Source organism: Actinoplanes sp. NPDC051405 (assembly GCF_055586185.1).
The window spans coordinates 1-24,632 of record NZ_JBVJIR010000039.1 but is presented as its reverse complement, the minus strand read 5'-3'; the positions used below and the strand labels follow the sequence as shown (position 1 = coordinate 24,632).

Here is a 24,632-nt window from a genome sequence, read left to right as displayed (position 1 = left end):
CGGACACTAGGCGGCGGCCACACCCAGATCGGCCATGTCGATGCCGGCCTCGCCGAGGATTCGCTGGACCGCGGCGATGCTCAGCCAGTCGAGAACATTGTCCTCATGCACGACCCGGTACCACTGGGTCCGCCCGCGCTTGACGATCTCGACGCGCCACGCGCCGTCCGCCGTCTGCATCGCGTACTGGACCTTGGGCTCCACTTGATCGACGCTACGTCCTGTCGATCAAGGCCGCTACCAGCTCAAACAAACTACGTCGGCGTAATTCACCGCTCCGGAGCGAACCAGCTCTGCGCCCCGCGGCGCCGCCTTACGGTGGGGCCATGGAGCAGTTCGAGGACGCCTGGAACTCCCTGGGCGAAACCGAGCGGTCCCTGCTGCTGGACGCCCGCGACAGCCGATCGGTGCCACCGGCGGTCGCGGACATCCTGGTCCGGGTGGCGCTGGCCGTCGAACCCCAGCCGGGTCTGTTCCCGGCGCCGGTGCACTGGCCGATCGGCTTCCGCGACTTCCTCGACGACAAAGCCGCGCTGATCGACCTGCCGGACGACCCGGAGTGCGAGTGACGCCGATGACGGGTTGACGCCCGCCGCGCCACCGCCACGTGCAACCGGTGCTCCGGCTTGCGCGCACCGAGCTCGGCGAACTCCTATGCGGGGCGCGAGGCGGCGCCGGCACCCGGCTCGATCTGGGCGATCAGGTCGGCGACGAAGTCGGCGGCGTGCCGAGCGGCCAAGGCCTGATGCTGGTCGGTCTTCTCGGTGCCCCAGTCGGAGATGCCCTTGATGAGAATCCAGTCGCGCTTGGCCTGCTCGGCGGCGGCGTACACCCCGGCCGCCTCCATCTCGCCCGCGATCGCTTCCTCGTCAAGAGCGCGCAGCCGTGCGCGCTCCTCCGCATTGTTCAGCAGCGTATTGAGTGAGATTGTGGGCCCGAAGTGAACCCTCGGGGTCCGGCCTCTCCCCAGCACGCGGGCATGACTCAGCAGGTCGGCGGCGGTCTCCGGGCGTGGGCCCCGGGTGACCTCATACCGCGAACCGTCAGCTCGCGTAGTCACCTTGCGATGGTCCACGGCGCGCAATTGGGTGGTGACCACGACGTCACCGATCATCTGGTCGCCACCGTCGATCTCACCGGAGTTCAGCCCGTAACAGATCCCGGTGAGCACCAGGAAAGTGGGATTGAGATGCTCGATCACGTTGTCCACCGTCCAGGGCATGGAGCCGGCTCCGACCGTTCCCTGCTCGCTCTGCGCGAGGACGATTCTCGCTCCGCCCAGTGTCCCGAGCAGGGTCACGGCTTTTCGACCGGTCTTGCTCGGCTCAGGCACCAGGCCGGGTGAGCGCCTGACGAAGGCGTCCTCAACGGCCTTGCCCTCGATCTCACTGACGACGACGATCGCCACGACCGGTAGCGCCGCCATCGACTCGATAGCCCGGTAGATCAGATCCCTCCGGGCCCGCTGATATCGGATACGCCGGCCGAGGATCAGGACGATGCACGCCGCCATCACCGGTACGAGGATCATGACGAGGGCTCCGAGCACCTGTGACGGCCCGGTCGCCGGTCCCGGAAACTGCAAGAGCAGATGCTTGGCGACCCAGGCCAGTGCCTGCGGATAGCTGACCGGGCGGGAACCGCAGTCATCGGCCGGACAAGCCTGACGTTCGAACGAGGCCACTACCTGCGCCGACACGGCCACACACAGGAGTGTGGCGGCGAGCATGAGCCGGATACCGCTCAGGGGACGGACAGCATCATGATCGGGTTTCTCGAAGCGCCTTTTCGCACCGATGACGAACCAGTCCGTTCGCGGTACGCGCTCGAGGGACGGCAGGGATCCGAGTTCGTCACGGACACCGGGATCGGTGAAGCTCCGGACCTGAACACCGACATACCCCGAGCCGAATGCCGGATCTTCGGACAGGCAGGCGTCCGTCAGTACGGAAGCGCGCCGGAACGCGTCCGTGCAGAGCCGGTCGGCATCGGCGGGATCACGGGCATGGCAGAGGGGAATCGTCCAGTGGTGGCCGCGCAGTTCACCGCTGAAGATCCCGCTGTCGGACGCACCTTCGCCACCTGATCGGAGAAGCGACCAGGCGAGCCGGGCGATCGCGGCGATCATGTCGAGGACCGCCAGAGCCACGCCGGTCAGCACAAGCACGAGCGCCAGCAGGGCGCCTTCCCTGGAGACAAGAGCCAGCGGGACCGCCACGAGCATCGCGGCCACCACCGGGGTGTACGGCAGGATGTACTGCCAGGCTCGAACAAGGCGGCCGAGCGCTCGTACCCGTGGGGGTTGATTCCGCATCGCCCTGTTCCATTCGGCGTTCCGGGCGATCGGCGGCTCGATGACGGCGAACGCGTCCCCCGACCGACCGATCAGCCGCCCTTCCCGGTCTGCCAGATACAGGAGCACAGGGAGCGGCGGCCGGGCGCGGTACATGCCCGGACCGCGGGGTCGGATGATTGCCTGTGCCTGCCTCGCCTCGCGAGTTCCCGGAAGGTGCGCTACCCAGGAACGGCATTCCTGGTAGGTCAGACCCGACACCGCTCCGGGAGGCGGTCCCTCCTGCACAGCCAAAGAGTAGAGGATCCAGACCTGGGTCAGCCCTTCACCGCCCCCGCGGTGAGGCCCTCGGTCAGGAAGCGCTGCCCGAACGCGTACATGATCACCACGGGGATGCTGACCAGCAGCGACGCCGCGGCGAGCTGTCCCTGCGGTACGACGTCCCCGGCGATCATCGACTGCATCCCCACCGGGAGGGTCTTGTACTCGTCCTTGGTGATGAACACGAAGGCGAACAGGAACTCGTTCCAGGCGTTGGTCAGGGTGAACAGCGCGACCGCCAGCAGTCCCGGCTTGGCCAGCGGCAGCACCACCCGGCGGAACGCCTGGACGCGGGTGGAGCCGTCGACCAGCGCAGCCTCCTCCAGCTCGATCGGGATCGACGCGAAGTATCCCGTCAGCAGCCAGGTGGCGAACGGGATCGTGAACGTCGGGTACGTCAGCACCAGCGACCACAACGAGTCGGTGAGCCGCGCCCCGATGAGGAGCTGGTACAGCGGGATGAACAGCAGGGCCCCCGGCATCACGTACGTCAGCAGCACCGTGACGGTGAAGCCCTGCGCCCCGCGGAACCGCAGCCGGGCCAGGGCGTAGCCCGCCAGGGCGGCGCAGATCAGGGCCACCGCGGTAGATGCCGCGGACACCAGCACGGTGTTGAGGTACCAGCGGCCGAACGGCTGGTTGGTGAACAGCGCGCTGAACTGTTCCAGGGTCCACGGCGTCGGCCACAGGTCGTTGTCGCGCATGACGACCTGACCTTCGGACTTGAAAGCCGTGACGGCGATCCAGTACAGCGGGCTCAGCACGAAGGCCAGCAACCCGGCCAGCGCGACCCCGGACCCCAGGCTCGCCACCAGGGACGACGCGCGGCGGCCGCCCCGGGAGTTCAGGAACGAGACCGCCTTGCCGACCGCCACCGCGATCAGCAGCATCACCGCGAGGACAACCGCGGCCTTCCAGAAGATCTGGGGCGACGCCCAGGCCAGCAGACCGGTGAAGGCGGCGGTGACGAGCCACGGCAGGGCCGTCCGCGCCGTCCCGGCCCACTCGGGCATCCGGATCCGCCGGGGCGGCCTGGTGCCGGCGTCCTGGCGCAGCAACCGGACCAGGACGAACACCAGCGCGCCGATGACCGGCAGCATGACCAGCGTGACCGCCGCCCCGGCGCCGTACTGCAGCTGCAGGATCGCCTTCGAGTACGCGACCAGCACGTACGGCGCGGTCACGTCACCCGGGCCGCCCTGGGTCAGCAACCAGATGAGGTCGAAGTTGTTGAACGTCCAGATCGACGACAGGGTCACCGTCACGGTGATGACGTGACGCAGTCCGGGCAGCGTCACGTGGACGAATCTGCGCCACGGCGAGGCGCCGTCGATGGCCGCCGCCTCGTACAGGTCGGCCGGGATGGCCTTGAGCCCCGCGAGAAAACAGACGGCGAAGAACGGCACGCCCTTCCACACGTTGACCAGGATCACCGACGGCATGGCCAGCGACGTGTCGGACAGCCAGCCCGCGGGCCAGCTGTCGATCAGATGCACATCGGCCAGCAGCGGCCCGATGCCGGACGCGGTGAGCACGGTGTTGACGCTGCCGAAGATCGGGTCGAGCAGCGCGCGCCAGCTGAACGCCGTCACCACCGTCGGCACCACCCACGGCACCAGGAGAAGCCCGGTCAGCACTGCCCGCCCACGGCGCTGACGGTGCAGCAGCAGGGCTGCGGCCAGGCCGAGCACAACCTTGAAGATCTCCGCGTACGCGGTGAAGACGAACGAGTTCACCACGCCCGTACGGAACTGGTCGTCGCCGGCGAGGGAGAGGTAGTTGCCCAGGCCGACGAAGACGCTTTCCTGGCCGTGCCGTTCCGTGGTGCTGGTGACGGCCGACTGGACGATCGGCACCAGCACGAGCGCGCTGACCAGCACGGCCGTCGGCGTCAGGAACAATGCCGCCAGCCGCCAGTCCCGGCCCAGCCGCCGCTGGGTCGTCGTGAGGGAGCCGGGCCCCGGCGACGGGGAGGTCCCCGTCACCGGCGCCGGTGCTGAGCGGACTGCCGTCACTGCGGCAGCCCTTGCTGGGCAAAGATCTGCACCATCTTCGCGTGGGCGGCCTTCACGGCCTGTGCGGGCGCCGTTCCCTGCACGACCTGCTGCATCATGTCGGTCAGGACGTAGGCGGCGACGACGGCCTGCTGGCCGGCGCTGGCCTTCTGCGGGAACTTCAGTCCGTTCTTGGTGGACAGCGGCAGCGGCTGCTGGGACATGGTGCGCAACATGGAGAACGCCGGGTCGCCGCCGGTGAAGAACGGGTCGGCATCCCAGACCTTCTCCCAGGCGGGCATGGCCAGACCGGGTGCTTCCTGCGCCACTCCGACCAGTGCCGGCGCCGTGACCAGGTACTGGGCCAGGAGCCTGGCGAGGGCCGGGTTCTTGGCCCCCTTGAAGACGACAAAACCCTGGGACTGGCCGAGCAGCAGGGACTTGTCGGTCGCCGGTCCGATGCAGTCGGAGAAGACGTGGGTGTTGGCGTACACCGGGTTCTTCTTGGTCTTGGAGTCCGCGTAGACGCTGAAGCTGTTGCGGGTGTAGCCGAGGATCCCGGCCAGCCAGTTCTCGTTGTTACTGGTGTCGGTCCAGCTGGCGACGCCGGGCGGCAGCATCGGCTTGTACCTGGGATTGGTGTAGATGTCGCCCAGGAAGGTCACCGCCTGCACGGTCTCGGGCGAGTCGAACGTGACCTTCCGGCCGTCGTTGGTGGCGATCGCTCCGCCGTACGAGTTGATCAGTGCCTCGATCATGCCGTTGCCGTCACCGGAGCGGTTCACGCTCATGCCCCAGCCGAACCGGCGCTTGGCCGGATCGGAGATCGACAGGCACAGGTCCCGCAGTTCCTCCCAGGTGTAGACGTCCTTGGTCGCGATGCCCTTCTCCTGCATCCAGTCCTTGCGCAAGAAGGACCCGATCCCGATGAAGTGGTACGGGATCGCGAACCACTTGCCGTCGAAGACGCAGAAGTTCTTGGCCTCGGCGCAGGGCTCGCCGTACTTGGCCGTCAGCGCCGTGACGACGTCCGTCACGTCCTCCAGGTCGCCCAGCCCATGGAACTGCGCGATGAACCGCGAGTCGGTCATGAACGCCAGGTCACGCGCCACGCCGCCCTCGACCTCAGCGTGGATCTTGGCTACCACGTCACCGGCGTCGGCCTGGACCAGGCTGTTCTCGATCTTGGTCCCGGTGACGCTCGCGAACTTCTCGATCGAGCTGTCGAGAGCCTCGTTGGCCTTGGTCGAGTACAGCTTCTGCGACAGCACCCCCATCGAGGAACCCTTCATCGACGCCGCGGCGTCGATGAGCTCCTTCGGAACTTCCGCCTGCGCCTTGGCGGGTGTATCGGAGGTGTCCCCGCACGCCGCCAGACCGGCCGCGCCGAGCACCCCCACCCCCATCCCCAGAAAGCCGCGCCGGGACCAGGCCGGTTTGTCCATGGACATTCGCCTCCTCCGTCTCCTCGCACCGCCGCCGCCGAAGGGCGTGGCTCTAGCTGCGTCTTGATGCCGGTGGCCGAAGGACCTCAGGTGCACCGCGGGCGGGTAACGCGTCGCGCGTGGTGCGAGCGACAACCGGTTTGTTCGAGATTTCGAACTACGTTCGAGATATCGTGTCGAGTGGACGCGACGCTAGAGGACCACCGCGAGAGGTGTCAATGTTTCGATGCGATTTCCGACCGGAACGGGCAAGCCGGTCAGTGAAAGTGGGCCGGTCAGTGCGAGCGGGCCCGGTATCCCATCCTGGCGGACAGCGTGGAAGCGCCCTCGCGCACCAGCTCGGTCCACTCCACCTGCGCCTGCGGGGTCCAGCGGATGATCGGTGCGGAGATGCTCATCCCGGCGATGACGGCGCCGGAATGGTCGCGGATCGCCGCGCCGACGCAGCGCATGGCACTGTCGGACTCGCCGATGTCGACCCCGATGCCCTCGGCCCGTACGCGTTCGAGATGGGCCCGCAGCCGGTCCGGGTCGGTGATGCTGTCCGGCGTCATGCCGGACAGGGTGCCCTTGGTCAGCACGGCGTCCAGGGCGGCCTGATCGAGGTCCGCGAGCAGGATCTTGCCGACCGCCGTGCAGTGGGCCGGCAACCGCCGCCCGACCGCGGAGACCATCCGGACGGGGTGCGTGCTGTCGACCTTGACCAGGTAGATGACGTCGGGGCCGTCGAGCACGGCCACGTGGACGGCCTCGTTGCAGGCGGCACCCACGTCCCGGGCGACGCTCTGCGCCTCACGGACCAGGTCGAGCCGGCCGGCGAACGCCGCGCCGAGCTGGAACAGGGGCATGCCGAGCCGGTACTGGACCGGCTGCCCGGGTACGGAGATCAGGTACGAGCGGGCCTCGAGCGTGACGAGCAGCTCGTGAACGGTGGTGCGGGGCAGGTCGAGCCGCTCCATCACCTCGCGCGCCGACAGCTGGGGGCGGTCCAGGAAGAGTTCGAGGATGTCGAGAGCGCGGATGACCGCCGGTACCACACGGGGCATGTCGATAGTCCCTTCGAAATGCCGGACCGGCACCTGCAGAGGGTAACCGCACATTTTTCCCGCATTACTACACACTGAGGATAGCCAATGCCGATCTCCATTCACCACCTGCGCGACGGCGACACCTCGCGCTGGGCGGTGTGCCAGGACGGCGGGTGGGGCGAGCTCGACGGTACGCTCGCCGGCCTGCTCGCCGTACCGCTCGACCAGGCCCGCGCCGTGGTCGAGGCCGCCGCCGGCGACGCCCGCGGCGACATGCCCGGGCAGCAGGTGCTGCCTCCCGTCGACGAGCAGGAGGTGTGGGCGGCCGGGGTCACGTACCTGCGCAGCCGCGACGGCCGTAAGGAGGAGTCCGGGCATGGCTCCCTCTACGACCAGGTCTACGACAGCGACCGCCCCGAGCTCTTCCTGAAGTCCAGCCCGTGGCGGGTCGTCGGCGACGGCGACGCCGTCGGGATCCGCGCCGACTCCGGCTGGGACGTCCCCGAAGCCGAGGTCGGCCTGGTCCTCAATGCGGCGGGCGAGGTGTTCGGCTACACCCTGGGCAACGACATGAGCAGCCGGTCGATCGAGGGCGAGAACCCGCTCTACCTGCCGCAGGCAAAGATCTACGACCGCTGCTGCGCGGTGGGCCCGGCGATCATCCCGAGCTGGGCGGTCGGCCCGGGTCCGTTCCAGATCGGGCTGCGGGTGCTGCGTGACGGCCGGGAGGCCTACACCGGTACGACGTCGACGGCGGAGATGGCCCGCGGCTTCACGGACCTGGCCGGCTGGCTGTTCCGGGCGCTGAGCTTCCCGGCGGGTGTGGTGCTGCTGACCGGCACCGGGGTGGTGCCGGACGCCGACTTCACCACGCACCCCGGAGACACGATCCAGATAACGTCGGCGGAACTCGGGACACTGACCAACTCCGTCGTCGCGGTCGGCGGGGCCACCAACGGGAAGGGACAAGCATGACCACGATCGAGAGCCTCTCCCCGCAAGCGCCGTCGGACGTTGTTGTGCGCGTACCCGACACAGCGCCGGACAAGGTGGCGGCAGCAGCCGGCGTAGCCCGGGACGCGGCTACCGGTTGGGCCCGCCAGCCGGCGCACGCCCGGGCAGCCGCTCTGCACGCCTGCGCCGAGGCGGTTCTGGCCGCGACCGCCGAACTGACCGACCTGGTGGTCCGCGAGGTCGGCAAGCCCCGCGGTGAGGCGGGCGCCGAGATCGGCCGCGGCGTGGCGATCCTGCGTTACTTCGCCCAGCAGGCCCTGCACCCCGAGGGCGAGGTGTATCCCCCGGCCGACGGCGTGTCCCTGCTGCACACCCGCCGCCGCCCACACGGCGTCGTCGGCCTGATCACCCCGTGGAACTTCCCGGTGGCGATCCCCCTCTGGAAGGCCGCACCGGCCCTGGCCTTCGGCAACGTGGTGCTCCTCAAGCCCGCCCCGCAGTCCTCCGCGGTGGCGCTGCGCCTGGCCGAACTGTTCGCCGGGACGCTTCCGAACGGCGTACTGACGGTCCTGACCGGCCTCGGCGGCACGGGCGAGGCGATCGTCGACACGGCCGACGCCGTCTCGTTCACGGGGTCGGTCGCCGCCGGGCAGGCGGTCGCCCGGCGGGCGGCCACCCGCGGCATCCCGGTGCAGTGCGAGATGGGCGGGCAGAACGCCGCCATCGTGCTGCCGGATGCCGATCAGGCCGCGGCCGCGGCCGCGATCGCCGCGGCGGCGATGGCGTACGCCGGACAGAAATGCACCGCGACCAGCCGGGTGATCGTGGTCGGCGATCCGGCCCCGTTCGCCGAGCGACTGGCCGCGGCGGTCGAGGCGCTGCCCGTGGGCGACCCGGCAGACCCTGCGACGGTGGTGGGCCCGCTGATCGAATCCCGTCCCCGCGAAGCGATCCGGACGGCGGTGCAGCGCGCTGGTGCCGGGGGTGCCAAGGTGCTGACGGGCGCCCGGCAGCCTTCGGGCGACGGCTGGTTCCAGGCGCCGACGGTGCTGGCGGATGTGCCGGCCGGCGACGACCTGCTGACCGAGGAGTACTTCGGGCCGGTGTGCGTGGTGCTGCCGGCGGAGTCAGCGGAGGCCGCGGCACGGACGGCCAACAACGTACGGCATGGGCTGGTGGCGGCTGTGTACACGCAGAATCTGGGGGCGGCGCTGACGCTGACGGACCGGCTGGATGTGGGAATGGTGAAGGTCAACGCGCCGACTACGGGCGTGGATTTTCACGCGCCGTTCGGCGGGGAGAAGGAGTCGAGCTACGGGCCGCGCGAGCAGGGGACAGCGGCCCGCGACTTCTACACACGAACCGTCACGGTCACGCTCACGCCGTAGCAGTCAGAGTTTGGCGACCATGCGCCCGAGGGCGCGTGGCCGAGTTCCAGGCTGGGTACTGCCGGTACCACGGACGGACGGGTGTCTGCCCGCCGCACCATCACCGGCCGATCCTTGATCACATGACCACAGCATTGATCGCCAGAACCGACCGCACCGTCCCGATCACCGTCTTCGCGCGCACCACCACGAGCCCGGCAACAACGTTCCGGATCGTGGCGCCGATCGATCTGTCCCGGGTCTTCCGCCCCTTCGGCCCGCTGCCCGGGGTGGCGCGCGTAGAGGGCCAGACCGCCGCGTGGGACCGGTCGGGAGTGTCCCGCAATCCGGTCTTCACCGACGGTTCCCGGGTCCGCGAGACGCTCACCGAGTACGTCGACGGTCACGGGTTCGCCTACGAGCTGACCGCATTCACCAACGTCCTGGCCCGGTTGGCGGCCGGTGTGCGCGGCGAGTTCTCGTTCCTGCCGGACGGCACGGGCACGATCATCCGGTGGACGTACGAGTTCAAGCCGCTACGCGGGCGCCGATGGATCATCGCGGGCCCGTTCACGCCGCTGTGGAGCCGGTACATGCAACGGGCGCTGGACCGGATGGCCGCCGTGGTCGAAGAATCGGCGATCATGGAGGGGTGAATGTGGTGAGCTTCGGTGTCCTGCTGCGCGGGTGGCGGGACCGGCTGGACCCGGCCGACGCCGGACTGCCCCGGTCCCCCAGGCGCCGCGCCCGGGGCTTGCGCCGGGAGGAGCTGGCCCAGCTCGCCGGCCTCTCGGTCGAGTACGTGCTTCGCCTCGAACAGGGCCGCGCCACGAACCCGTCGGCACAGGTCGTCGCCGCGATCACCCGCGCCCTGCAGCTGACCCGCGGCGAGCGGGACCAGCTGTACCGGGCGGCCGGACTGTTGCCGCCGCAGGACAGCGTCGTCGACGACCACGTGCCGCCCGGCATCCAGCGGCTCTGCGCGCGGCTCGGCGACGTCCCGATCGGGGTGTTCGCCGCCGACTGGACCCTGCTCTGGTGGAACGACATGTGGACCATGCTGCACGGCGACCCCTGCACGGTGCCGGAACGGGAACGCAACCTCGCGCGCATGCTGTTCGGCACCGGCGAGGGACACGCCTACCTGCGGCCGATGCGTTCCTCGGGCGGGTGGGACGCGTTCGAGGCGGCGCTCGTCGCGGATCTCCGCGACGGCGCTGCCCGATATCCCCGCGACGGGAGGCTCGCCGCGCTGATCTCCGCGCTGCGCCGGACGTCCCCGTCGTTCGACCGGCTCTGGCGAACGGTGGCAACGGCCACGCTGGCCAGCGACGAGAAGACCATCACGCACCCGACCGTCGGCGACATCACGGTCGATTGCGACGTCCTCACCGTCCCGGGTGCCGACCTGCGCATCGTCACCTACACGACAGCGGCCGGCAGCGAGAACGACGCGAAGCTCAACCTGTTGCGCAACGCTGCCGCGTTCGCCACCGCGCCCGACGACCGGTCCACCGGCGGGGACGCCCGGTGACGGGCGACCTGCGCGCGGTGGGCCGGCGGGAGGCGGCCGAAGCGCTCAGCGTCAGGTGGCGTTGATGACGTAGCTCCGGGGCGCCGAACTATTGCCCGCAGCGTCGAAACTCCAGACGGTCAACGTATGACGGCCGGGCTGCGGCCTCCAGGTCAGGATCGCGGCTCCACCGGGCTGGTCGGCGGTGACGCTGCCCTCGAAGATACCGTCGCGTCCGTAGCCGAACCGGACGACGTCGGCGGATCCGTTCGCCGTCAACAGGAACGTGCCGGCGGGGCCGCGGACGACCGGCTCACCGGTGTTCTCGGCGTAGTCGGGGGAGGCGACGCTCGGCACGCCCGGCGCTGTGTGGTCGATCGTGAACGTGCAGCCAGCACTCCACGGTGAGTACGCCTGACCGTCGAAGACCCGGGCGTGCCACCCGTACGTCCCCTCGGCGAGCGTCCGGCCCGGCACATCACCGACGCCGAACGTACCGCTGCCGCCGTACTGGATGCCGGTGCTCATCGGGACCACCGCCGCCGGGTCCGCGACCGGCCAGAACTCGAACTCGGGCGTCAACGTGTCGTACGGATCGCGATCCCGGTCCACCATGCTCGCGAAGACCGAGAAGTCCCCGTTCTCTGCGAAATCAGCGGCACAGGGCGTGTAGTCGTTGTACTGGAACAGCTTGGCCGGCTTCAGCGGCGCCTGGTTGGTGAACGTCGCCTGCAGCCGGACGTCGCTGAAGTTCAGCGTCCGCCGGTATGCCGGATCGGCCTCGTGGCCCTGCGGCACCCGGATCTGCACCCAGAGCGTGGTGCTGCCCTTGGCGAGCGTCCGGCTGACCATGGCGGTGACGTCCGCGGTGGGACGGGACCCGCAGTCGGTTGGTGTGACCGGGACGGCCGCACCCTTGGTGGCGGGCGGGGCGTTCCACGTGACGACCTCGAAGGCCTCGGTCTGCCGCACGACGAGGTCACGCACACCGGCGCAGTCGCCGTACTGCTCGGGCAGCTCGAGGGTGGCGCTCTGGAGACGCGCCAGGTTCACCCCGCCCACGTCGAAGGTCGCGTAGACCCGGCTGACGTGGGTGCCGCCGTCCTCGTCGGTCCAGGTACCGACCGGCGCTTGACTGTCGTCCGGGTAGTAGGTCGCCTCGTCAGGCGTGGCGCTGTCGGTGTACGCGTACAGGGAGGGCCCGACGCTGAACTGCGGCGGCCGGTCGGCGGTCGTGGTGGCGTGGGCCGGGGCGGCGACGGCCGCGGTCACGGCCATGGCGACCGTGGTGAGGACAGCGACTCTCACGGGAGTCCCTTCTACTTGTCGGCGTGCGGATCGTAGCCATCCGTCGATTCCCGCGAGGTCCCATCCGTCCTCGACGGACCGTAAGTTGCGCCACTGTGGACGGGCACCCCGCGTCGATGGGCAGCGTGCCAGAATCCACCGACACAGCGCACAGGAGCGGGGATGGTGCAGATGAGAACGGGCAGGTTGAGGCAGATGCTGGCGGTGATGGCCACGGTGCTCGCCGCGGTCACGGCGGCACCGGCGGGCGCGGCACACGCGAGTGACACCGGCAGCATCAGCGGCACGATCACGCACACCAGCAGCGGCGCGATCACCGTGAATCTGTGGACCATCGAGGGCGGCAGCGCAGGCCAGGTCACCGCCGACGCCGACGGGGACTACACGTTCCCCTCGGTCACCCCCGGGCGGTACAAGATCCAGTTCGGCGTGCGGTCGAACTTCGATGCTCAGTGGCAGTGGGCGTACGGGAAATTCACCTTCTCCTCGGCGACGGTGATCGACGTCGACGCCGGAGCCACGGTCGACGTCGACGACACCTACGCCCCGGGCAGCGGCGTCCGGCTCACGGTGACCGACGCGGTGAGCGGCGCGCCGGTCGACGCCGTCTGCGCAAGCCCCTACTCAACCTTCCCCGGCACCTGCGGCGCGACCGACGGTGTGCTCACCCTCGACGGGCTGACCGCGGGCGTTCACGAGATCTATGTGACCTCCAGCGACGGCTTGCACGCCGGCACCACGCTGAACGACGTCCGGGTCACCCCGGGAGCGCAGACCGACGTCGCCGTCGCGCTGACACCGACCGGTGCGATCACCACGACCGTGCTCGACCGGGCCACCGGTGAGCCGGTGCCGTCAGTGTGCGTCGTACCGCTGACCCTCACCTTCGGCTCGCTCGACTCGCAGATGTGCCAGTACGGCGGCGACAACTACTCCAAGGACGACGGAACCGTCCTGCTCGGCGGGCTGGCGCCCGGTACCTACACCCTGTTCGCGGACCCCGGCCGCACCTCGTACGGCCTGCAGTGGGTCGGCGCCCGGGGCGGCACCGGCATTCAGTACCGGGCCCAGAAGATCACCGTCGTGGCCGGCAAGAGCATCGCGGCTCCGACGATCAGGCTCGACCCGGCCGCCTCGATCACCGGCGTCGTCACCGACGCTGCGACCGGCGAGACGCTCCTGAACGGGTGCGCGTCGGTACTGCCGGTACGCCCGGGCGACAGCAACCCGATGGGCGGCCCGCACTGCATCGAATACTGGACCGACGGCAAGTACACGATTCCGAACCTGGGTCCGTACGAGTGGCCGCTGCAGTTCTCGTACTTCTACGACCATGAGTCGTACGCGTCCTACTGGTCGGGCGGCGCGACCAACCGCAAGGCCGCGACCCCGGTGCTGGCCGGCATCGACACGCCGGGCGTGGCGAACGCCGCCCTCACCCGGGTCGGTCCGGGCATGAACATCACCGCGCGCAGCAGCGACGGCCAGACGTGGAACGGCTATCTGCACGTCGAGGTGTTCAACGCCAAGACGGGCGACTACGTCGCGACGATGAGCTACACGCACACCCTCAGCGGGGTGGCGGCCCAGCCCGTCCGGTTGCGGTATGTCGCCGACACCGAATTCCGGCCCGGCTGGCACGGCGGCGCCGACTTCACCTCGGCGACGACCGTGAGGGTGAATCCCGACAAGCCCAAGACCGTGCAGTTGACGCTGCAGTACGACGACTGACCCGCGAGACAGCGCGCCGTGGGATGGCGGGCTGGACGGCCAGGTCGAACTCAAGCCGTCCACCCGCCGTCGGTATGCCGGCCTGCTGGAACGTGAAAGCGGTCCAGCGAATGCCCGGGCATACCTCGGCGGCGAATGGCACTGGACGCGTACGCGGACCTCTTCGAGGACGACCTGGACGAGGTCGCGGAGCGCCTCGACCCAGCCGTAGGCAGAAGGCCTGAACCGCAGGTTTACGGAGTAGCCCCAGCCATGAGGACGCGAACTTCGTCATGGTGATGACAGAGAGCCACTGCCGGTGCAAACGGCCGGGTCGCAGCGGCGCGGTCGTTATCGCTTCATGGCGCTCGGGCCGCACGCGAACCCGCTCAGGGTTGCGACCTCATTGACGTCCAAGTCACCGTTCTCGATCTGGCTGTCCTTCACGGGTCACCCCAATTACGTCAGCGACTTAACGCTGCGTCTATCCCATGCCAGCTCGTGCATCTCGCCGAGATGGAAGGCACTAGTCCGAACGCTACGGCTTCAGGAGAAGCTCGGCCACCTCGGACAACACATTGGAACGATGAGCCTGGATGAACAACCTTGCTCGATCGGGAATATGCCACCCCTTCTCCTGGAGATAGTCCCGGTGGCGCCTCCTGGGCACCGACGAGGCCAAACTGTGGGCTTGGTGGTGGCGTCATTTACGGTCGGATCGCCGACCGTGGCCATGGCTGCCGGCGCCACCTTTTTCCAGCAGGGCGAACATGACTTGCGCTGAGGCGCGGGCGGCGAATCGTTCATAGCGGTCGTCGTTGTTGGTGTCGGGGTGGTTCTTCACGCCCTTGACGACAAGCCAGGGAATCGTCTGATCATGGGCGACGGTCGCGATGGTCGCAGCCTCCATCTCGACGGCGGCGATCTTCCGCATGCCCATCCCCTGCAAGCGGCTCCACACATCGGCGTCGGCTATGTCAGCACCGCCGCTGGCTATGGGGCGGTGAGCACACGAAACGGGAGGCGCTGCGGGCCATCGACGTCGTCGTAGAGCCGTCGCTGCACGAACTCGGATCCCTCGCTGGTCAATACGGCCTCGCCGGTCGACTCACGCCGGATCAGACCGTCCTTCTCGAGCTGCGCCAGGCGCCGCGGCCAGGTGCCGCTCGGGAAGTAGGCATCGCGCGCGGGGTGGCTGCGCGGTCGCTGCCCGCGGTGCAGCTGCTCGAGGAACCAGAGCAACGCCTCGTCCTCGGTCGCGTCGCCGTAGCTGGCCAGGCTGCGGGCGTCGAATTCCTGCGCGGTTCGCAGCCGGCGGTGCTCCAGCTGGAATTGCCGGTGATCGCCCTCGAACCCCGCAATCGACTGCTTGCCCTCGTCCCATTCATAGACGAGCTCACCGACCACGACGTCACCCAATGCCGTGTTGGCGGGATTGCCGGCGCACACACCACACATGGCAACGGACGCAGGGCGGAGCCGATTGACCAGTGTCCCGAGGAACGACCCCGTCGTGCGGCCCCCATGTACGTGGGCCGGGCCACGGCCACGGTGAACCGTGGCTTCCCGTCAACTCGGTACTCGCCCCACAAGTACGGCGAGAGTCCGTCCACGTCTCGTTCTTCCCACTGGGCGACTCCGCGGCCACTGCGGTCAGCGGCTGACGCGGCTTCCCGGGCTCGTCCGCCAGCCAGTGCTTGGGCCGAAGTTCCCAGTAAGCGGCGAGGTCACGAACGTTCCGGAACGGGCGTACCTCCCGACCTATCCGGACTTCCCAAGTGTCCGCGCCCAGGCCGCCGAAGGTGGTCCATCCCCACCTTTCCGTGTACAGGAGCACGCTGAGCCGTGTCAGCAGGGCCGCGCCTCGGGCAAGGACAACTCCAAAAGCGTGGCGACATCGGCCGAGGGCCGACTTGCTTGCATATTCGGCTGGTCAGCCGGCGGGTCGTAGTCGCGTTCCAACTCTGCCGCATGGCGTACGACGGCCAGAAACAGATCGAGCTCCCGCCGGGCGTGTCCGGTCGTTGCGGCACCCGCGGCCGTCAGCCCGATGGTTGTGGTCCCGGGGCCTGGTGTTCGCCGTGCCCGGGGCGAACATGTTGCCGGCCGCCAACCCGGCGCCCGCCGATCACCCAGGCTCGCAGATACCAGCCGATGCCGGCCGCCGCGTACAACTGCGGCTCGAGCAACCGATCTGTCCAGCGTTGCTCGGGGACACCACTTCGACAACGAGCTTGGCCTCGGCGGCCTCAACGGCGCTTCCGACGTCATCTGTATCGATGTGCTGATGACGCTTGCCCGGCGCGGGGTCACCCATAGGCTCCCGTCGATCAGCTCGATCCGATTCACAGCCTCGCCGAGCGCGACGTATTCGTCCTCGCTCCACGGCCCGAGGTGGCCCAGCCCAGCCCTTGTCGAGGAGCAACCTGTCATGAGGCCATTCACGTCGTCAAGCAGGGCACAGCGCCGGGGGCGCACGTCCCAGCGGAATGTGTGGCCGTGACCAACTCGCCACGCGCAATCACCGCACCGTGGGGTGTCCGGGGGTCGCCCCCGGAGCCAATACCGTGGGGCGGGCGGGACTCGAACCCGCGACCGAGGGATTATGAGTCCCCTGCTCTAACCCACTGAGCTACCGCCCCGTACCGGCGGCGATCCTATCCCGGCTGCTCAACTCCGAGCTACCGATCTTCGCCGACGGCACGGTGAGCGGCTACTTTTCGTCGTCCTGCGGCTTCGGGTGGCCGGTGTCGTCCACCAGGTCCGGGGCCATGCTTCCGCCGTGGGCCTCCTGCGGCGGGTGTTCCTGGGCCGGGTCCTGCGGACCTTGGGTGGCGGGTTCCTTGTTGTCGTCCATGACCGGTCTCTACCCGGCCCGGCCTGTTTCAGGCCCGGCGCCTGAGGGGATGTGCCGGGCATGACCGACGTGCGTGCGCTCTCTTCCGACCGGTTCGAGCTCGGCGAGGGCAGCCGCTGGGTGGATGATCAGGTCGTGCTGGTCGACATTCCGGCTGGGCGGCTTTTCGGTACGCCCACACCGACCGGTTCCGGGCCGCAGTCCCTGACCCAGCTGGCCGAGCTCGACGTGCCACTGGCCGCCGTGGCCCCCGTACGGGATGCGCCCGGAAGCTGGCTCGCCGCGGCCGGGACCGGTTTCTGGCTGCTGGAGCCCGCCGGGGTCCGGGAACTTGCCGGCGCTGAGCCGGTCACCGGCAAGCAGTGGCGGATGAACGACGCCGTCGCCGATCCGGCCGGGCGGTTCTGGGCCGGCAGCATGGCCTGCGACCAGTCGCCGAAGGGCGGCGCGCTGTACCGCTTCGACCCCGACGGCAAGGTGCACACCGTTCTCACCGGATTGACCATCGCCAACGGGCCCGCCATCACGGCTGACGGGCGGACGATGTTCCTCTCCGACACCCCGCTCGGGCTGGTGCAGCGTTTCGACCTCGACCCGGCCACCGGGGAACTCAGCGGGCGGCAGGACTTTGTTCAGCTCGGCTCCGGCGAGGGCGAGGGCTCCCCCGACGGGCTCACCGTGGACGCCGACGGGTTCCTCTGGATGGCGTGTTTCGGCGGCGGTGCCGTGCGGCGCTACCGGCCCGACGGGCAGCTGGATCGTGTCGTGCCCGTGCCCGCCCGGCAGCCGACCAGTGTGTGCCTCGCCGGTTCGCGGCTGGTCGTCACGAGCGGTCGCGGCGGTCTCGACCGGCCCGGCCCGGACGACGGCGCGGTCCTGGTCACCGACGCGCCCGCGCCGGGGTTGCCCGCGCTGGCGGTCAGGCCGCCGGCGAGCTGACCGTCGCGCCCAGCGAGGACAGGACCTCGCCGGCCGTACGCCAGCCGCTGGCCAGCGCGCCCTGGATCGACGGGCTGTCGCGGTGGTCGCCCGCCACGAAGAGGCCGTCGCCCAGCGCCACCGGTTTGCGGAGGCGGGCCTGCGGGACGTTCGCCGCGGGCAGGGCGTGCGGCAGGGTCACCACGCTCAGCAGTTCCCAGTCCTCGGTCGGGACGCCGTACATGCGGGCCAGCTCGACCCGGATCACCGCCTCCGACGCGCCGGACGGGGCCGATACGCCGACCGACGAGGCCGCGATCAGGGATTTGCCCGCGGGGGCGTACTCGGGGGCCGCGTTCGACATCACGACCGTGTTGGCCACGATCTCGCGGCGGTCACCGTCCAGCAGCAGGGTCGGCTCGTCGATCGGGGCCTGGTCCGCGCCGAAGTAGTACGTGGTCAGGCCGCGCATGTCCGGCACCGGCAGCCGGGGCAGCAGGGTCGCCGCCGTTGCCGGGTCGGTCGCCACGATGACCGCGCGGCAGCGCAGCTCGCCGCCGTCCGTCACGACCTGGCCCGGGCTGACCGACACGGTCCGGGCGCCGACCAGCAGCTGCGGGTACGGCAGCGGGCCCGCCACCGCCGCCGGCAGGGCAGCCATCCCGCTCGCCGGCACCCCGATCCGGCCCCGCGCGAACGAGCGCAGCACCATCGCCAGCACGTGGCTGGACGTGTCCAGCGAGCGGTCGGCGAAGACACCGGACAGGAACGGCCGCAGCACCTCTTCGATCATCCGGTGGGACAACCCCGCCCGCCGCAGCGCTTCCTGGGTCGTCATCTCCGGGGCGTCGAGCAGCCGGGCCGGTGGGAACGTCGCGTAGCGGGTGGCCAGCGCGGCGAACTTGAGGCGGTCGGCGAGCGAGCCCACTCCCGAGGTGAGCGTGCGGGGCGCCGAGCGCGGCTCACGCAGTGGATTCTCCAGGCGGTGCAGGCCCGGGCCGCGGCGTACGAGCACGCCGGAGGTGAAGTAGCGCATGTCCAGGGCGTCGACGTCGACCAGCGCGGGGACCCGCGGGTACGCCGTGTTGAGCACCTGGAAGCCGCGGTCGAGCCGCCAGCCGTCCACCACGTCGGTGGCCACCCGGCCGCCGATCCGGTCGGCCGCCTCCACCAGCAGCCAGTTCACCCCGGCGCGGTCCAGGCGCCGGGCAGCGGCGAGCCCGGCGAGACCGCCGCCGACGATGACGACGTCCACCGATACGGGCTGCGACACGGGCACACCTCACTGGAGGACAAACAACGCAGACCTCAGCCTAACGGCGGTACCGGTCCCCGGCAGGGAGAAAGAAAGAAGCGCCTACCTGGGTACGGCGCGGAACCAGGCCTCCCGGTCCCCCGGGTCGGGTCCACGCCGGGGCAGCACCGGCGGCTCCTCGCCCGTGACCGCCGCGTAGTGGTCGAAGCGCGTGGTCAGCACCGCCTCGCCGCCGGTCAGGTCGGGCAGCGCGGCCACGACCTGCGGTATCCGGGCGGACGGCAGGTCACCACTCACCTCCAGGTACCCACCGGCGGGCGCCGTGTCGCGCACGACCGCACCCAACCGGCCGAGCAGGGCCAGCACCGGATCCACCGCGTGCGGTGGCAGGTTGATCTCGAACCGCTCGATCGGCTGGCACACCCGGCTGCCGGCGCGGCGCAGCGCCGCGGTCACCACGACCGCGGCGAGATTACGGAAGTCCGCCGCCACGGACGAGATCGACTTGTCGAACTTCTGATGCGGCTTGCTCTGGCGCGGCCAGTACTGCGAGGACGTCATGGTGACCGTGCAGTCGGTCACCGGCCAGCCGCGCAGGCCCTGCCGCAGTGCCGCCCTTACCCCCTGCTCGGTGGCCGCGACGAACGCCGGGGTCAGCCGGCCGGGTTCGATCCCGGGACTGAACTCGATGCCGTGTCCGACCGGGGCGGCGTCGAGACGCAGTCCGATGCCCGCCAGGTACGGATTGCCCCGCTCCTGGATCCGCTCCTCGGCCGTACCGGTGCCGGCGACCCTCTCGATGCACGCCGTCAGGGTGCCGGAGAACCGCACCCGGACGCCGTACCGGTCCTGCAGCAGAGCGGCGAGCACCTCTTTCTGGACCTCGCCGTGCAGCCGGACCACCGCCTGTTCCTGCTGGTCGTCGAGCCGCAGGTCGACCAGCGGATCCTCGTCGGCGAGCTCGGCCAGGCCGGCGAACATCGCCAGGCGCTGCGCCGGTTCGACCGGCTCGACGAGAGCCTGCCGGGTCGGCGGCGGGAACCGGTAGGCGTGGCGCCGCGGCGGATCCCCCACGAGCTGACCCACCCGGGCCGACAGGCCGCGTACCGCCGCGATCTGCCCGGCCGACACCGACGGCCGAACCACCACACCGGCGGGCTCGGTGACGGCGATCTCGGTCACCGTCTGGGGCCGGGCGCCGGGCAGCAGCACCCGATCCCGTACGCGCAGCTGCCCGGACCACAACCGCAGCCAGACGCGCCGGCCGTGGCTGTCGCGGTCGACGGCGAAGACCGTACCGGCGGGCGGCCCGTCCCGGTGCTCGCCGCGGGGCAACAGCTCGGCCAGGACCTGGCACAGCTCGCGTACCCCGGCACCGGTGATCGCCGAGCCGCACGTCACCGGGGTGAGCTCGGTACGTCGTACCGCGCGCCGGATCGCCCGCCGGACGTCACGGGCGCGCACCGGCCGGTTCATCAGCCACCGGGCCGCCACCGCGTCGTCGACCTCGGCCACCGCCGCCACCACCGCTTCGGTGTCGAGAACGGCCGGGTGCACCCGGGCGTCGTACCCGCCCTGCCCGGTGACCGTGGTGAGCACAACCGGGTGCGCCGCGAGCCGGCGCCGGAGCTGGGTCAGGACGGCGCCGACATCGGCGCCGCCGCGGTCGACCTTGTTCACGAACACCACCGTGGGTACGCCGATGCGGCGCAGCGCCCGCCAGATGGCCACGGTCTGCGGTTGGACGCCTTCCACGGCGGAGACCACGAGCACGGCGGCGTCGAGCACGGCCAGCGAACGCTCGACCTCGGCGATGAAGTCGGGGTGGCCCGGGGTGTCCAGCAGGTTGATCATCAGATCACCGACGGCGATGGACGTGACGGCCGCCCGGATGGTGATGCCGCGGCGACGCTCCAGCTCCATCGAGTCGGTACGGGTGGTGCCGGCGTCGACGCTCCCGGGTCGGGACACCGCGCCGGCCTCGTACAGCAGGCGCTCGGTCAGGCTGGTTTTGCCGGCGTCAACATGGGCGACGATCCCGAGGTTCAACAAGGGCAAGGCAGATCTCCACGGTAGGACGGTCAAAGGTCCGGAGCGTGGAAGCTGCTCGCATTGTCACTCCTCGTAGAGGTGGTCGGGCCGCCGTGGCGTCGTTCTGCAGGTATACCGGGACCGCCAAGGCGCCCGCGACCGATTTACGCGTCGAGAGGCGTACCGGTTCAGACACGAAGAGTGGGCCACCACAGTGCGGAAGCCGACCGCACCGTGGGGTTTCAGGGGGCTCGGCCCCCTGAGCAGACATGAAGAAAGGCCCCCGCTTGCGCTTTCCGCAAGCAGAGGCCTCCGCCGTCTGAGCTCCCCCGATTGGACTCGAACCAATAACCTGCCGGTTAACAGCCGGCTGCTCTGCCAATTGAGCTACAGGGGATCGAACCGTCTCCCCCGCTCCCGCTTCCGCGGTAGTGGTGGCGACCGGAACGACAATACATGACCGCCCGCCCCGGGTGAAAACGGGTGACCCGGCGCGCCGGGGCGCGCGCAACAGGGATGAAACACCGACCGGGGGCATGACTGAGGTGCAGGATGGGTAAGCACCTCTTCGACGCACGAGCGTCACCGAACGGAAGGAGCCGCCATGCGCGGAAAGCTCATGTTCATCACGGGTCTCGCGGCGGGCTTCGTCCTGGGCAGCCGTGCCGGCCGGGAGAAGTACGAAGAGATCACCGCCAACGCCAAGAAGGTGTGGGAGCACCCGACGGTCCAGGAGGCCGCCGGAGTCGCCCAGGCGCAGGCCAACAAGCTCTACACCGAGGGCAAGGACAAGCTCAACGAGTCCAAGCTCGGTGAGAAGCTCAAGTCCGCCAGCACCAGCTCCAGCACGGGCACCGAGACCAGCACGCTGTCGACCAGCGGGTCCGGGATGACCTCGTCGAACGGCACCGGCACCACGTACTGACAAGTACCGCTTCTCAAGGCCCGGCCCACCGACGGTGGACCGGGCCTTTGGCGCTTCAGGACGACGAACGCGTCAGGAGGACGACGAGAAGGCCGCGTCGAAGGCCGCGCTCGGCGCGTCGAAGGCCAGCCGGCGCACGAACTGCAGCGCCTCCGGGGCGCCGACCAGGCGGTCCATGCCGGCGTCCTCCCACTCGACAGACAGCGGGCCGGTGTAGCCGATCGCGTTCAGGGCGCGGAAGCAGTCCTCCCACGGCACGTCGCCGTGCCCGGTGGAGACGAAGTCCCAGCCCCGGCGCAGGTCGGCCCACGGCAGGTGGGAGGCCATCCGGCCGCGGCGGCCGTCACCGGTACGGACCTTCGCGTCCTTGCAGTCGACGTGGTAGATCTTGTCGGCGAACTCGAGGATGAAGTTCACCGGATCGAGGTCCTGCCAGACGAAGTGCGACGGGTCCCAGTTGAGCCCGAACGTCGGCCGGTTGCCGATCGCCTCCAGGGTGCGCCGGGTGGTCCAGTAGTCGTACGCGATCTCGCTGGGGTGCACCTCGTGGGCGAACCGCACGCCCTCGGCGTCGAAGACGTCCAGGATCGGGTTCCACCGGTCGGCGAAGTCCTGGTAGCCGCGCTCGATCATGGCCGGCGGCACCGGCGGGAACATGGCCACGGTGTGCCAGATCGATGAGCCGGTGAAGCCCACGACGGTGTCCACGCCGAGCCTGGCGGCGGCCCGGGCGGTGTCCTTCATCCGCTCGGCGGCACGCTGCCGCACCCCCTCGGCCTCGCCGTCGCCCCAGATCGCCGCGGGCAGGATGTCCTGGTGCCGCTCGTCGATCGGGTGGTCGCAGACCGCCTGGCCGACCAGGTGGTTGGAGATCGCGAAGACCTTGAGGTTGTGCTTCGCGAGCTGCTCGCGCTTGCGGTCGACGTAGTCGTCCTCGGCCAGCGCCCGGTCGACCTCGAAGTGGTCACCCCAGCAGGCGATCTCCAGGCCGTCGTAGCCCCACTCGGCGGCCAGCCGGCAGACCTCCTCGAACGGCAGGTCGGCCCACTGGCCGGTGAAGAGCGTGATGGGTCGCGCCATTGTCAAAACTCCCTGTTCGCCGGTGCACGAAAAGGGTTCCGGTGGCCCGCGCGAGGGCCGCGGGCCGGTGGCATCCCCGGTCGGGACGTCGCGGCCGGGCCGGGTTTGCGCCTCCCGGGCCGGCCCGCCCGTCGCGGCGGTGCCTGCACCGACTCTAGAGCCGCGGCCGCGGCCGCGAAAGCCCCGCGATCAGTGTGCCGCGCAGGCCTCGGCGGGCGGCGACAGCCCGAGCTCACCCAGGGCACTTTTCAGGTACGCGAGCTGGGCGCCCGTGCCCCCAGCGGGGGACTCGACGGCCAGGTATTCGGTGCCGGGGTGCCCACCGCCGAGCAGATGCCGCAGGGCCGCCTGCCAGACCTCCGTGGTGGCGGTCAGCGGCGGCGCGGGCGGGGTGTGCAGGGGCACGTGGCACCGCACCCGCCACGGGCCGGGCGGGAACTCGGCGAGGGCCTGGGTCAGGTCGGCGACCTTCGCGCCGGCGGGGTTGGTCACCTGGTGCGGGTGGCCGGCTTCCACGTACCCCCGCAAAGCCTCCGCGGCCGCGACCGGATCGGTGGCCTCGAGCGCGGCGGCGATCTCGACCCGGATGACCGCGATGCCGGCCGCGGCCAGCCGGTCCAGCGCCGCGACCGGGCTCTCCCAGGTGCAGGCGAGGTCGGCCAGGTCGAGGCAGACGCCGAGGCGGTCGCGGTCGAGCCGGCCGAACGCCTCGACGATCGAGTCGGTGTCGTCGAGCACGAAGCCGGGCTCGGGCTGGAAGCCGACGCGGACCGCGCGGCCGGTGTGCCAGGCCACCTCGGCCAGGCCGGCGGAGAGCCGGGAGAGGATCCGGGCGGCGGCCTTCTGCTTGGCGGCGTCCCAGCCCTCGCGCGGGCCGAGGCCGGTCGTCGTCACCGCGCCGCGGACGGCGTCCTCGGGCAGCAGGTCGGTGAGGATGCGGGCCAGGTCGAGGGTGTATTCGAGCCTTGCCGGGTCGCTCCAGTCCGGGACGGCGGGGTCCTCGTCGCCGCCCTCGGCGTAGGGCGCTCCGCTCAGCGTGACGATCTCGAGCCCGCGGGCTTCGATCTCGGCACGCAGCCGGGTGCGGGAGCGCCCGTCGATCGCGAGGGCGGCGGCGAGGGTGGGCGGGAGCCAGAGGCTCACCCCCAGGGTGTCCACGGCCAGCCGGTCACGGACGGCGGCGTACGCGTCGAGGTGCTCGACGACGGCCGGGAGATCCCGGGGTGGCCGCTCGTGGGTGCCGTGGCTCAGATGGACGACCCGGCCCGAGTGGTGGCGCAAACGCATCAGAATCCCTCCTGGAGCGGGGCGTCACCGGTGCATTCGCACGTGCATCGGTTCGTGCAGCGTCCAGTATGGATCATCTGGCCGCGATTTTCCGATGCGGTCGTGGCGGACCGACGGGGTGCCATGACGCCTCCATCCGTGGGTTGTCTGCCCCCGGATACGAGCCTCGACCGCCTGCCGGATCAGCGGCGTACCGGCCGTGCGACGCCCTGACCGGCGCAGACATGATCCACAAAGGGCGGTGGGGGGGGGGGGGGGGGGGGGGGGGGGAGAGGGGGAGGAGGGGGGGGGGGGGAGGGGGGGGGGGGGGGGGGGGGGGGGGGGGGGAGGGGGGAGAGGGGGGGCG

At 70.2% G+C, this 24,632-nt stretch carries 21 protein-coding genes and 2 tRNA genes; 8 read left to right on the top strand and 15 right to left on the bottom strand.

Features of this window, described 5'->3' with window-relative positions; genetic code table 11:
- Positions 1-6: 6 nt before the first annotated feature.
- Entirely contained in the window at positions 7-204 is a 198-nt protein-coding gene (locus tag ACZ6S4_RS44190) for a hypothetical protein (protein WP_465480630.1), read from the bottom strand.
- A 122-nt stretch (positions 205-326) separates the two neighbouring features.
- Here ACZ6S4_RS44190 and ACZ6S4_RS44185 point away from each other — a divergent pair, with 122 nt between their 5' ends.
- Complete coding sequence (locus ACZ6S4_RS44185) at positions 327-569, top strand: hypothetical protein (protein ID WP_465480629.1); 243 nt, start codon at positions 327-329, stop codon at positions 567-569.
- Positions 570-652: 83 nt separating this feature from the next.
- On the opposite strand, the gene ACZ6S4_RS44180 is transcribed toward ACZ6S4_RS44185, so the two are convergent.
- The 4 genes from ACZ6S4_RS44180 to ACZ6S4_RS44165 form a co-directional block, all read right to left on the bottom strand.
- Entirely contained in the window at positions 653-2,449 is a 1,797-nt protein-coding gene (locus ACZ6S4_RS44180) for a 5'-methylthioadenosine/S-adenosylhomocysteine nucleosidase family protein (RefSeq protein WP_465480628.1), read from the bottom strand.
- Between the two features lie 161 nt (positions 2,450-2,610).
- Positions 2,611-4,599, bottom strand: coding sequence for an ABC transporter permease (locus tag ACZ6S4_RS44175; RefSeq protein ID WP_465480627.1), 1,989 nt, complete (start codon positions 4,597-4,599; stop codon positions 2,611-2,613).
- A 26-nt stretch (positions 4,600-4,625) separates the two neighbouring features.
- Positions 4,626-6,059 (bottom strand): extracellular solute-binding protein, encoded by a 1,434-nt coding sequence (locus ACZ6S4_RS44170; RefSeq protein WP_465480626.1) that lies wholly within the window; start codon positions 6,057-6,059, stop codon positions 4,626-4,628.
- Between the two features lie 269 nt (positions 6,060-6,328).
- The gene (locus ACZ6S4_RS44165; protein ID WP_465480625.1) at positions 6,329-7,099 is read right to left on the bottom strand and encodes an IclR family transcriptional regulator; all 771 of its coding nucleotides are present in this window, start codon (positions 7,097-7,099) and stop codon (positions 6,329-6,331) included.
- Between the two features lie 87 nt (positions 7,100-7,186).
- Here ACZ6S4_RS44165 and ACZ6S4_RS44160 point away from each other — a divergent pair, with 87 nt between their 5' ends.
- From ACZ6S4_RS44160 to ACZ6S4_RS44145, 4 genes are all read left to right on the top strand, one after another.
- Positions 7,187-8,056, top strand: a complete 870-nt coding sequence (locus tag ACZ6S4_RS44160) for a fumarylacetoacetate hydrolase family protein (RefSeq protein ID WP_465480624.1) — start codon at positions 7,187-7,189, stop codon at positions 8,054-8,056.
- Positions 8,053-9,423 (top strand): aldehyde dehydrogenase family protein, encoded by a 1,371-nt coding sequence (locus ACZ6S4_RS44155; RefSeq protein WP_465480623.1) that lies wholly within the window; start codon positions 8,053-8,055, stop codon positions 9,421-9,423. The genes ACZ6S4_RS44160 and ACZ6S4_RS44155 overlap by 4 nt, the downstream gene beginning before the upstream one ends.
- Positions 9,424-9,545: 122 nt before the next feature.
- Positions 9,546-10,058, top strand: a complete 513-nt coding sequence (locus ACZ6S4_RS44150) for an SRPBCC family protein (protein ID WP_465480622.1) — start codon at positions 9,546-9,548, stop codon at positions 10,056-10,058.
- The gene (locus ACZ6S4_RS44145; RefSeq protein ID WP_465480621.1) at positions 10,055-10,936 is read left to right on the top strand and encodes a helix-turn-helix transcriptional regulator; all 882 of its coding nucleotides are present in this window, start codon (positions 10,055-10,057) and stop codon (positions 10,934-10,936) included. The genes ACZ6S4_RS44150 and ACZ6S4_RS44145 overlap by 4 nt, the downstream gene beginning before the upstream one ends.
- A gap of 51 nt (positions 10,937-10,987) precedes the next feature.
- Here the strand turns inward: ACZ6S4_RS44145 and ACZ6S4_RS44140 are convergent, their stop codons facing one another.
- Positions 10,988-12,223, bottom strand: coding sequence for a hypothetical protein (locus ACZ6S4_RS44140; protein WP_465480620.1), 1,236 nt, complete (start codon positions 12,221-12,223; stop codon positions 10,988-10,990).
- 195 nt (positions 12,224-12,418) lie between these two features.
- On the opposite strand from ACZ6S4_RS44140, the gene ACZ6S4_RS44135 reads away from it, so the two are divergent.
- The gene (locus tag ACZ6S4_RS44135) at positions 12,419-13,954 is read left to right on the top strand and encodes a hypothetical protein (protein ID WP_465480619.1); all 1,536 of its coding nucleotides are present in this window, start codon (positions 12,419-12,421) and stop codon (positions 13,952-13,954) included.
- 682 nt (positions 13,955-14,636) lie between these two features.
- Here the strand turns inward: ACZ6S4_RS44135 and ACZ6S4_RS44130 are convergent.
- The 4 genes from ACZ6S4_RS44130 to ACZ6S4_RS44115 all read right to left on the bottom strand — a co-directional run bounded on the left by ACZ6S4_RS44130 (position 14,637) and on the right by ACZ6S4_RS44115 (position 16,790).
- Positions 14,637-14,894, bottom strand: coding sequence for a phosphorylase family protein (locus tag ACZ6S4_RS44130; protein WP_465480618.1), 258 nt, complete (start codon positions 14,892-14,894; stop codon positions 14,637-14,639).
- A gap of 32 nt (positions 14,895-14,926) precedes the next feature.
- Positions 14,927-15,340, bottom strand: coding sequence for a hypothetical protein (locus ACZ6S4_RS44125; RefSeq protein ID WP_465480617.1), 414 nt, complete (start codon positions 15,338-15,340; stop codon positions 14,927-14,929).
- A 1,161-nt stretch (positions 15,341-16,501) separates the two neighbouring features.
- A tRNA-Ile gene (locus ACZ6S4_RS44120) sits at positions 16,502-16,575 on the bottom strand.
- 71 nt (positions 16,576-16,646) lie between these two features.
- On the bottom strand, positions 16,647-16,790 hold the full coding sequence (locus ACZ6S4_RS44115) for a hypothetical protein (RefSeq protein ID WP_465480616.1): 144 nt from the start codon (positions 16,788-16,790) through the stop codon (positions 16,647-16,649).
- Positions 16,791-16,850: 60 nt separating this feature from the next.
- On the opposite strand from ACZ6S4_RS44115, the gene ACZ6S4_RS44110 reads away from it, so the two are divergent.
- Complete coding sequence (locus ACZ6S4_RS44110) at positions 16,851-17,729, top strand: SMP-30/gluconolactonase/LRE family protein (RefSeq protein WP_465480615.1); 879 nt, start codon at positions 16,851-16,853, stop codon at positions 17,727-17,729.
- Here the strand turns inward: ACZ6S4_RS44110 and ACZ6S4_RS44105 are convergent.
- The 3 genes from ACZ6S4_RS44105 to ACZ6S4_RS44095 form a co-directional block, all read right to left on the bottom strand.
- Complete coding sequence (locus ACZ6S4_RS44105) at positions 17,710-18,981, bottom strand: NAD(P)/FAD-dependent oxidoreductase (RefSeq protein ID WP_465480614.1); 1,272 nt, start codon at positions 18,979-18,981, stop codon at positions 17,710-17,712. The genes ACZ6S4_RS44110 and ACZ6S4_RS44105 overlap by 20 nt on opposite strands.
- 84 nt (positions 18,982-19,065) lie before the next feature.
- Positions 19,066-21,021 carry a GTP-binding protein gene (locus ACZ6S4_RS44100; RefSeq protein ID WP_465480613.1) on the bottom strand — a complete coding sequence of 652 codons (1,956 nt, stop codon included), beginning with the start codon at positions 21,019-21,021 and terminating at the stop codon, positions 19,066-19,068.
- Positions 21,022-21,318: 297 nt separating this feature from the next.
- Positions 21,319-21,391: transfer RNA gene (locus ACZ6S4_RS44095), tRNA-Asn, on the bottom strand.
- A 207-nt stretch (positions 21,392-21,598) separates the two neighbouring features.
- Between ACZ6S4_RS44095 and ACZ6S4_RS44090 the strand changes: the two genes are divergently transcribed.
- On the top strand, positions 21,599-21,919 hold the full coding sequence (locus ACZ6S4_RS44090) for a hypothetical protein (protein WP_433726098.1): 321 nt from the start codon (positions 21,599-21,601) through the stop codon (positions 21,917-21,919).
- Positions 21,920-21,991: 72 nt separating this feature from the next.
- Here the strand turns inward: ACZ6S4_RS44090 and ACZ6S4_RS44085 are convergent, their stop codons facing one another.
- Both ACZ6S4_RS44085 and ACZ6S4_RS44080 read right to left on the bottom strand, forming a co-directional pair.
- The gene (locus ACZ6S4_RS44085) at positions 21,992-22,999 is read right to left on the bottom strand and encodes a sugar phosphate isomerase/epimerase family protein (RefSeq protein WP_465480612.1); all 1,008 of its coding nucleotides are present in this window, start codon (positions 22,997-22,999) and stop codon (positions 21,992-21,994) included.
- Between the two features lie 189 nt (positions 23,000-23,188).
- Positions 23,189-24,286: a TIM barrel protein gene (locus tag ACZ6S4_RS44080; RefSeq protein WP_465480611.1), complete on the bottom strand. Its 1,098-nt coding sequence runs from the start codon at positions 24,284-24,286 to the stop codon at positions 23,189-23,191.
- Between the last annotated feature and the right edge of the window lie 346 nt (positions 24,287-24,632).

What these genes read in the sequence shown, in the direction of transcription:
- ACZ6S4_RS44185 (WP_465480629.1), top strand. Translation starts at nt 327, where the DNA reads ATGGAGCAGTTCGAGGACGCCTGGAACTCCCTGGGCGAAACCGAGCGG.
- ACZ6S4_RS44180 (WP_465480628.1), bottom strand. Translation starts at nt 2,449, where the DNA reads ATGTACCGCGCCCGGCCGCCGCTCCCTGTGCTCCTGTATCTGGCAGAC.
- ACZ6S4_RS44170 (WP_465480626.1), bottom strand. Translation starts at nt 6,059, where the DNA reads ATGTCCATGGACAAACCGGCCTGGTCCCGGCGCGGCTTTCTGGGGATG.
- ACZ6S4_RS44165 (WP_465480625.1), bottom strand. Translation starts at nt 7,099, where the DNA reads ATGCCCCGTGTGGTACCGGCGGTCATCCGCGCTCTCGACATCCTCGAA.
- ACZ6S4_RS44160 (WP_465480624.1), top strand. Translation starts at nt 7,187, where the DNA reads ATGCCGATCTCCATTCACCACCTGCGCGACGGCGACACCTCGCGCTGG.
- ACZ6S4_RS44155 (WP_465480623.1), top strand. Translation starts at nt 8,053, where the DNA reads ATGACCACGATCGAGAGCCTCTCCCCGCAAGCGCCGTCGGACGTTGTT.
- ACZ6S4_RS44150 (WP_465480622.1), top strand. Translation starts at nt 9,546, where the DNA reads ATGACCACAGCATTGATCGCCAGAACCGACCGCACCGTCCCGATCACC.
- ACZ6S4_RS44135 (WP_465480619.1), top strand. Translation starts at nt 12,419, where the DNA reads ATGCTGGCGGTGATGGCCACGGTGCTCGCCGCGGTCACGGCGGCACCG.
- ACZ6S4_RS44115 (WP_465480616.1), bottom strand. Translation starts at nt 16,790, where the DNA reads ATGGACGACAACAAGGAACCCGCCACCCAAGGTCCGCAGGACCCGGCC.
- ACZ6S4_RS44110 (WP_465480615.1), top strand. Translation starts at nt 16,851, where the DNA reads ATGACCGACGTGCGTGCGCTCTCTTCCGACCGGTTCGAGCTCGGCGAG.
- ACZ6S4_RS44090 (WP_433726098.1), top strand. Translation starts at nt 21,599, where the DNA reads ATGCGCGGAAAGCTCATGTTCATCACGGGTCTCGCGGCGGGCTTCGTC.
- ACZ6S4_RS44085 (WP_465480612.1), bottom strand. Translation starts at nt 22,999, where the DNA reads ATGGCGCGACCCATCACGCTCTTCACCGGCCAGTGGGCCGACCTGCCG.
- ACZ6S4_RS44080 (WP_465480611.1), bottom strand. Translation starts at nt 24,286, where the DNA reads ATGCGTTTGCGCCACCACTCGGGCCGGGTCGTCCATCTGAGCCACGGC.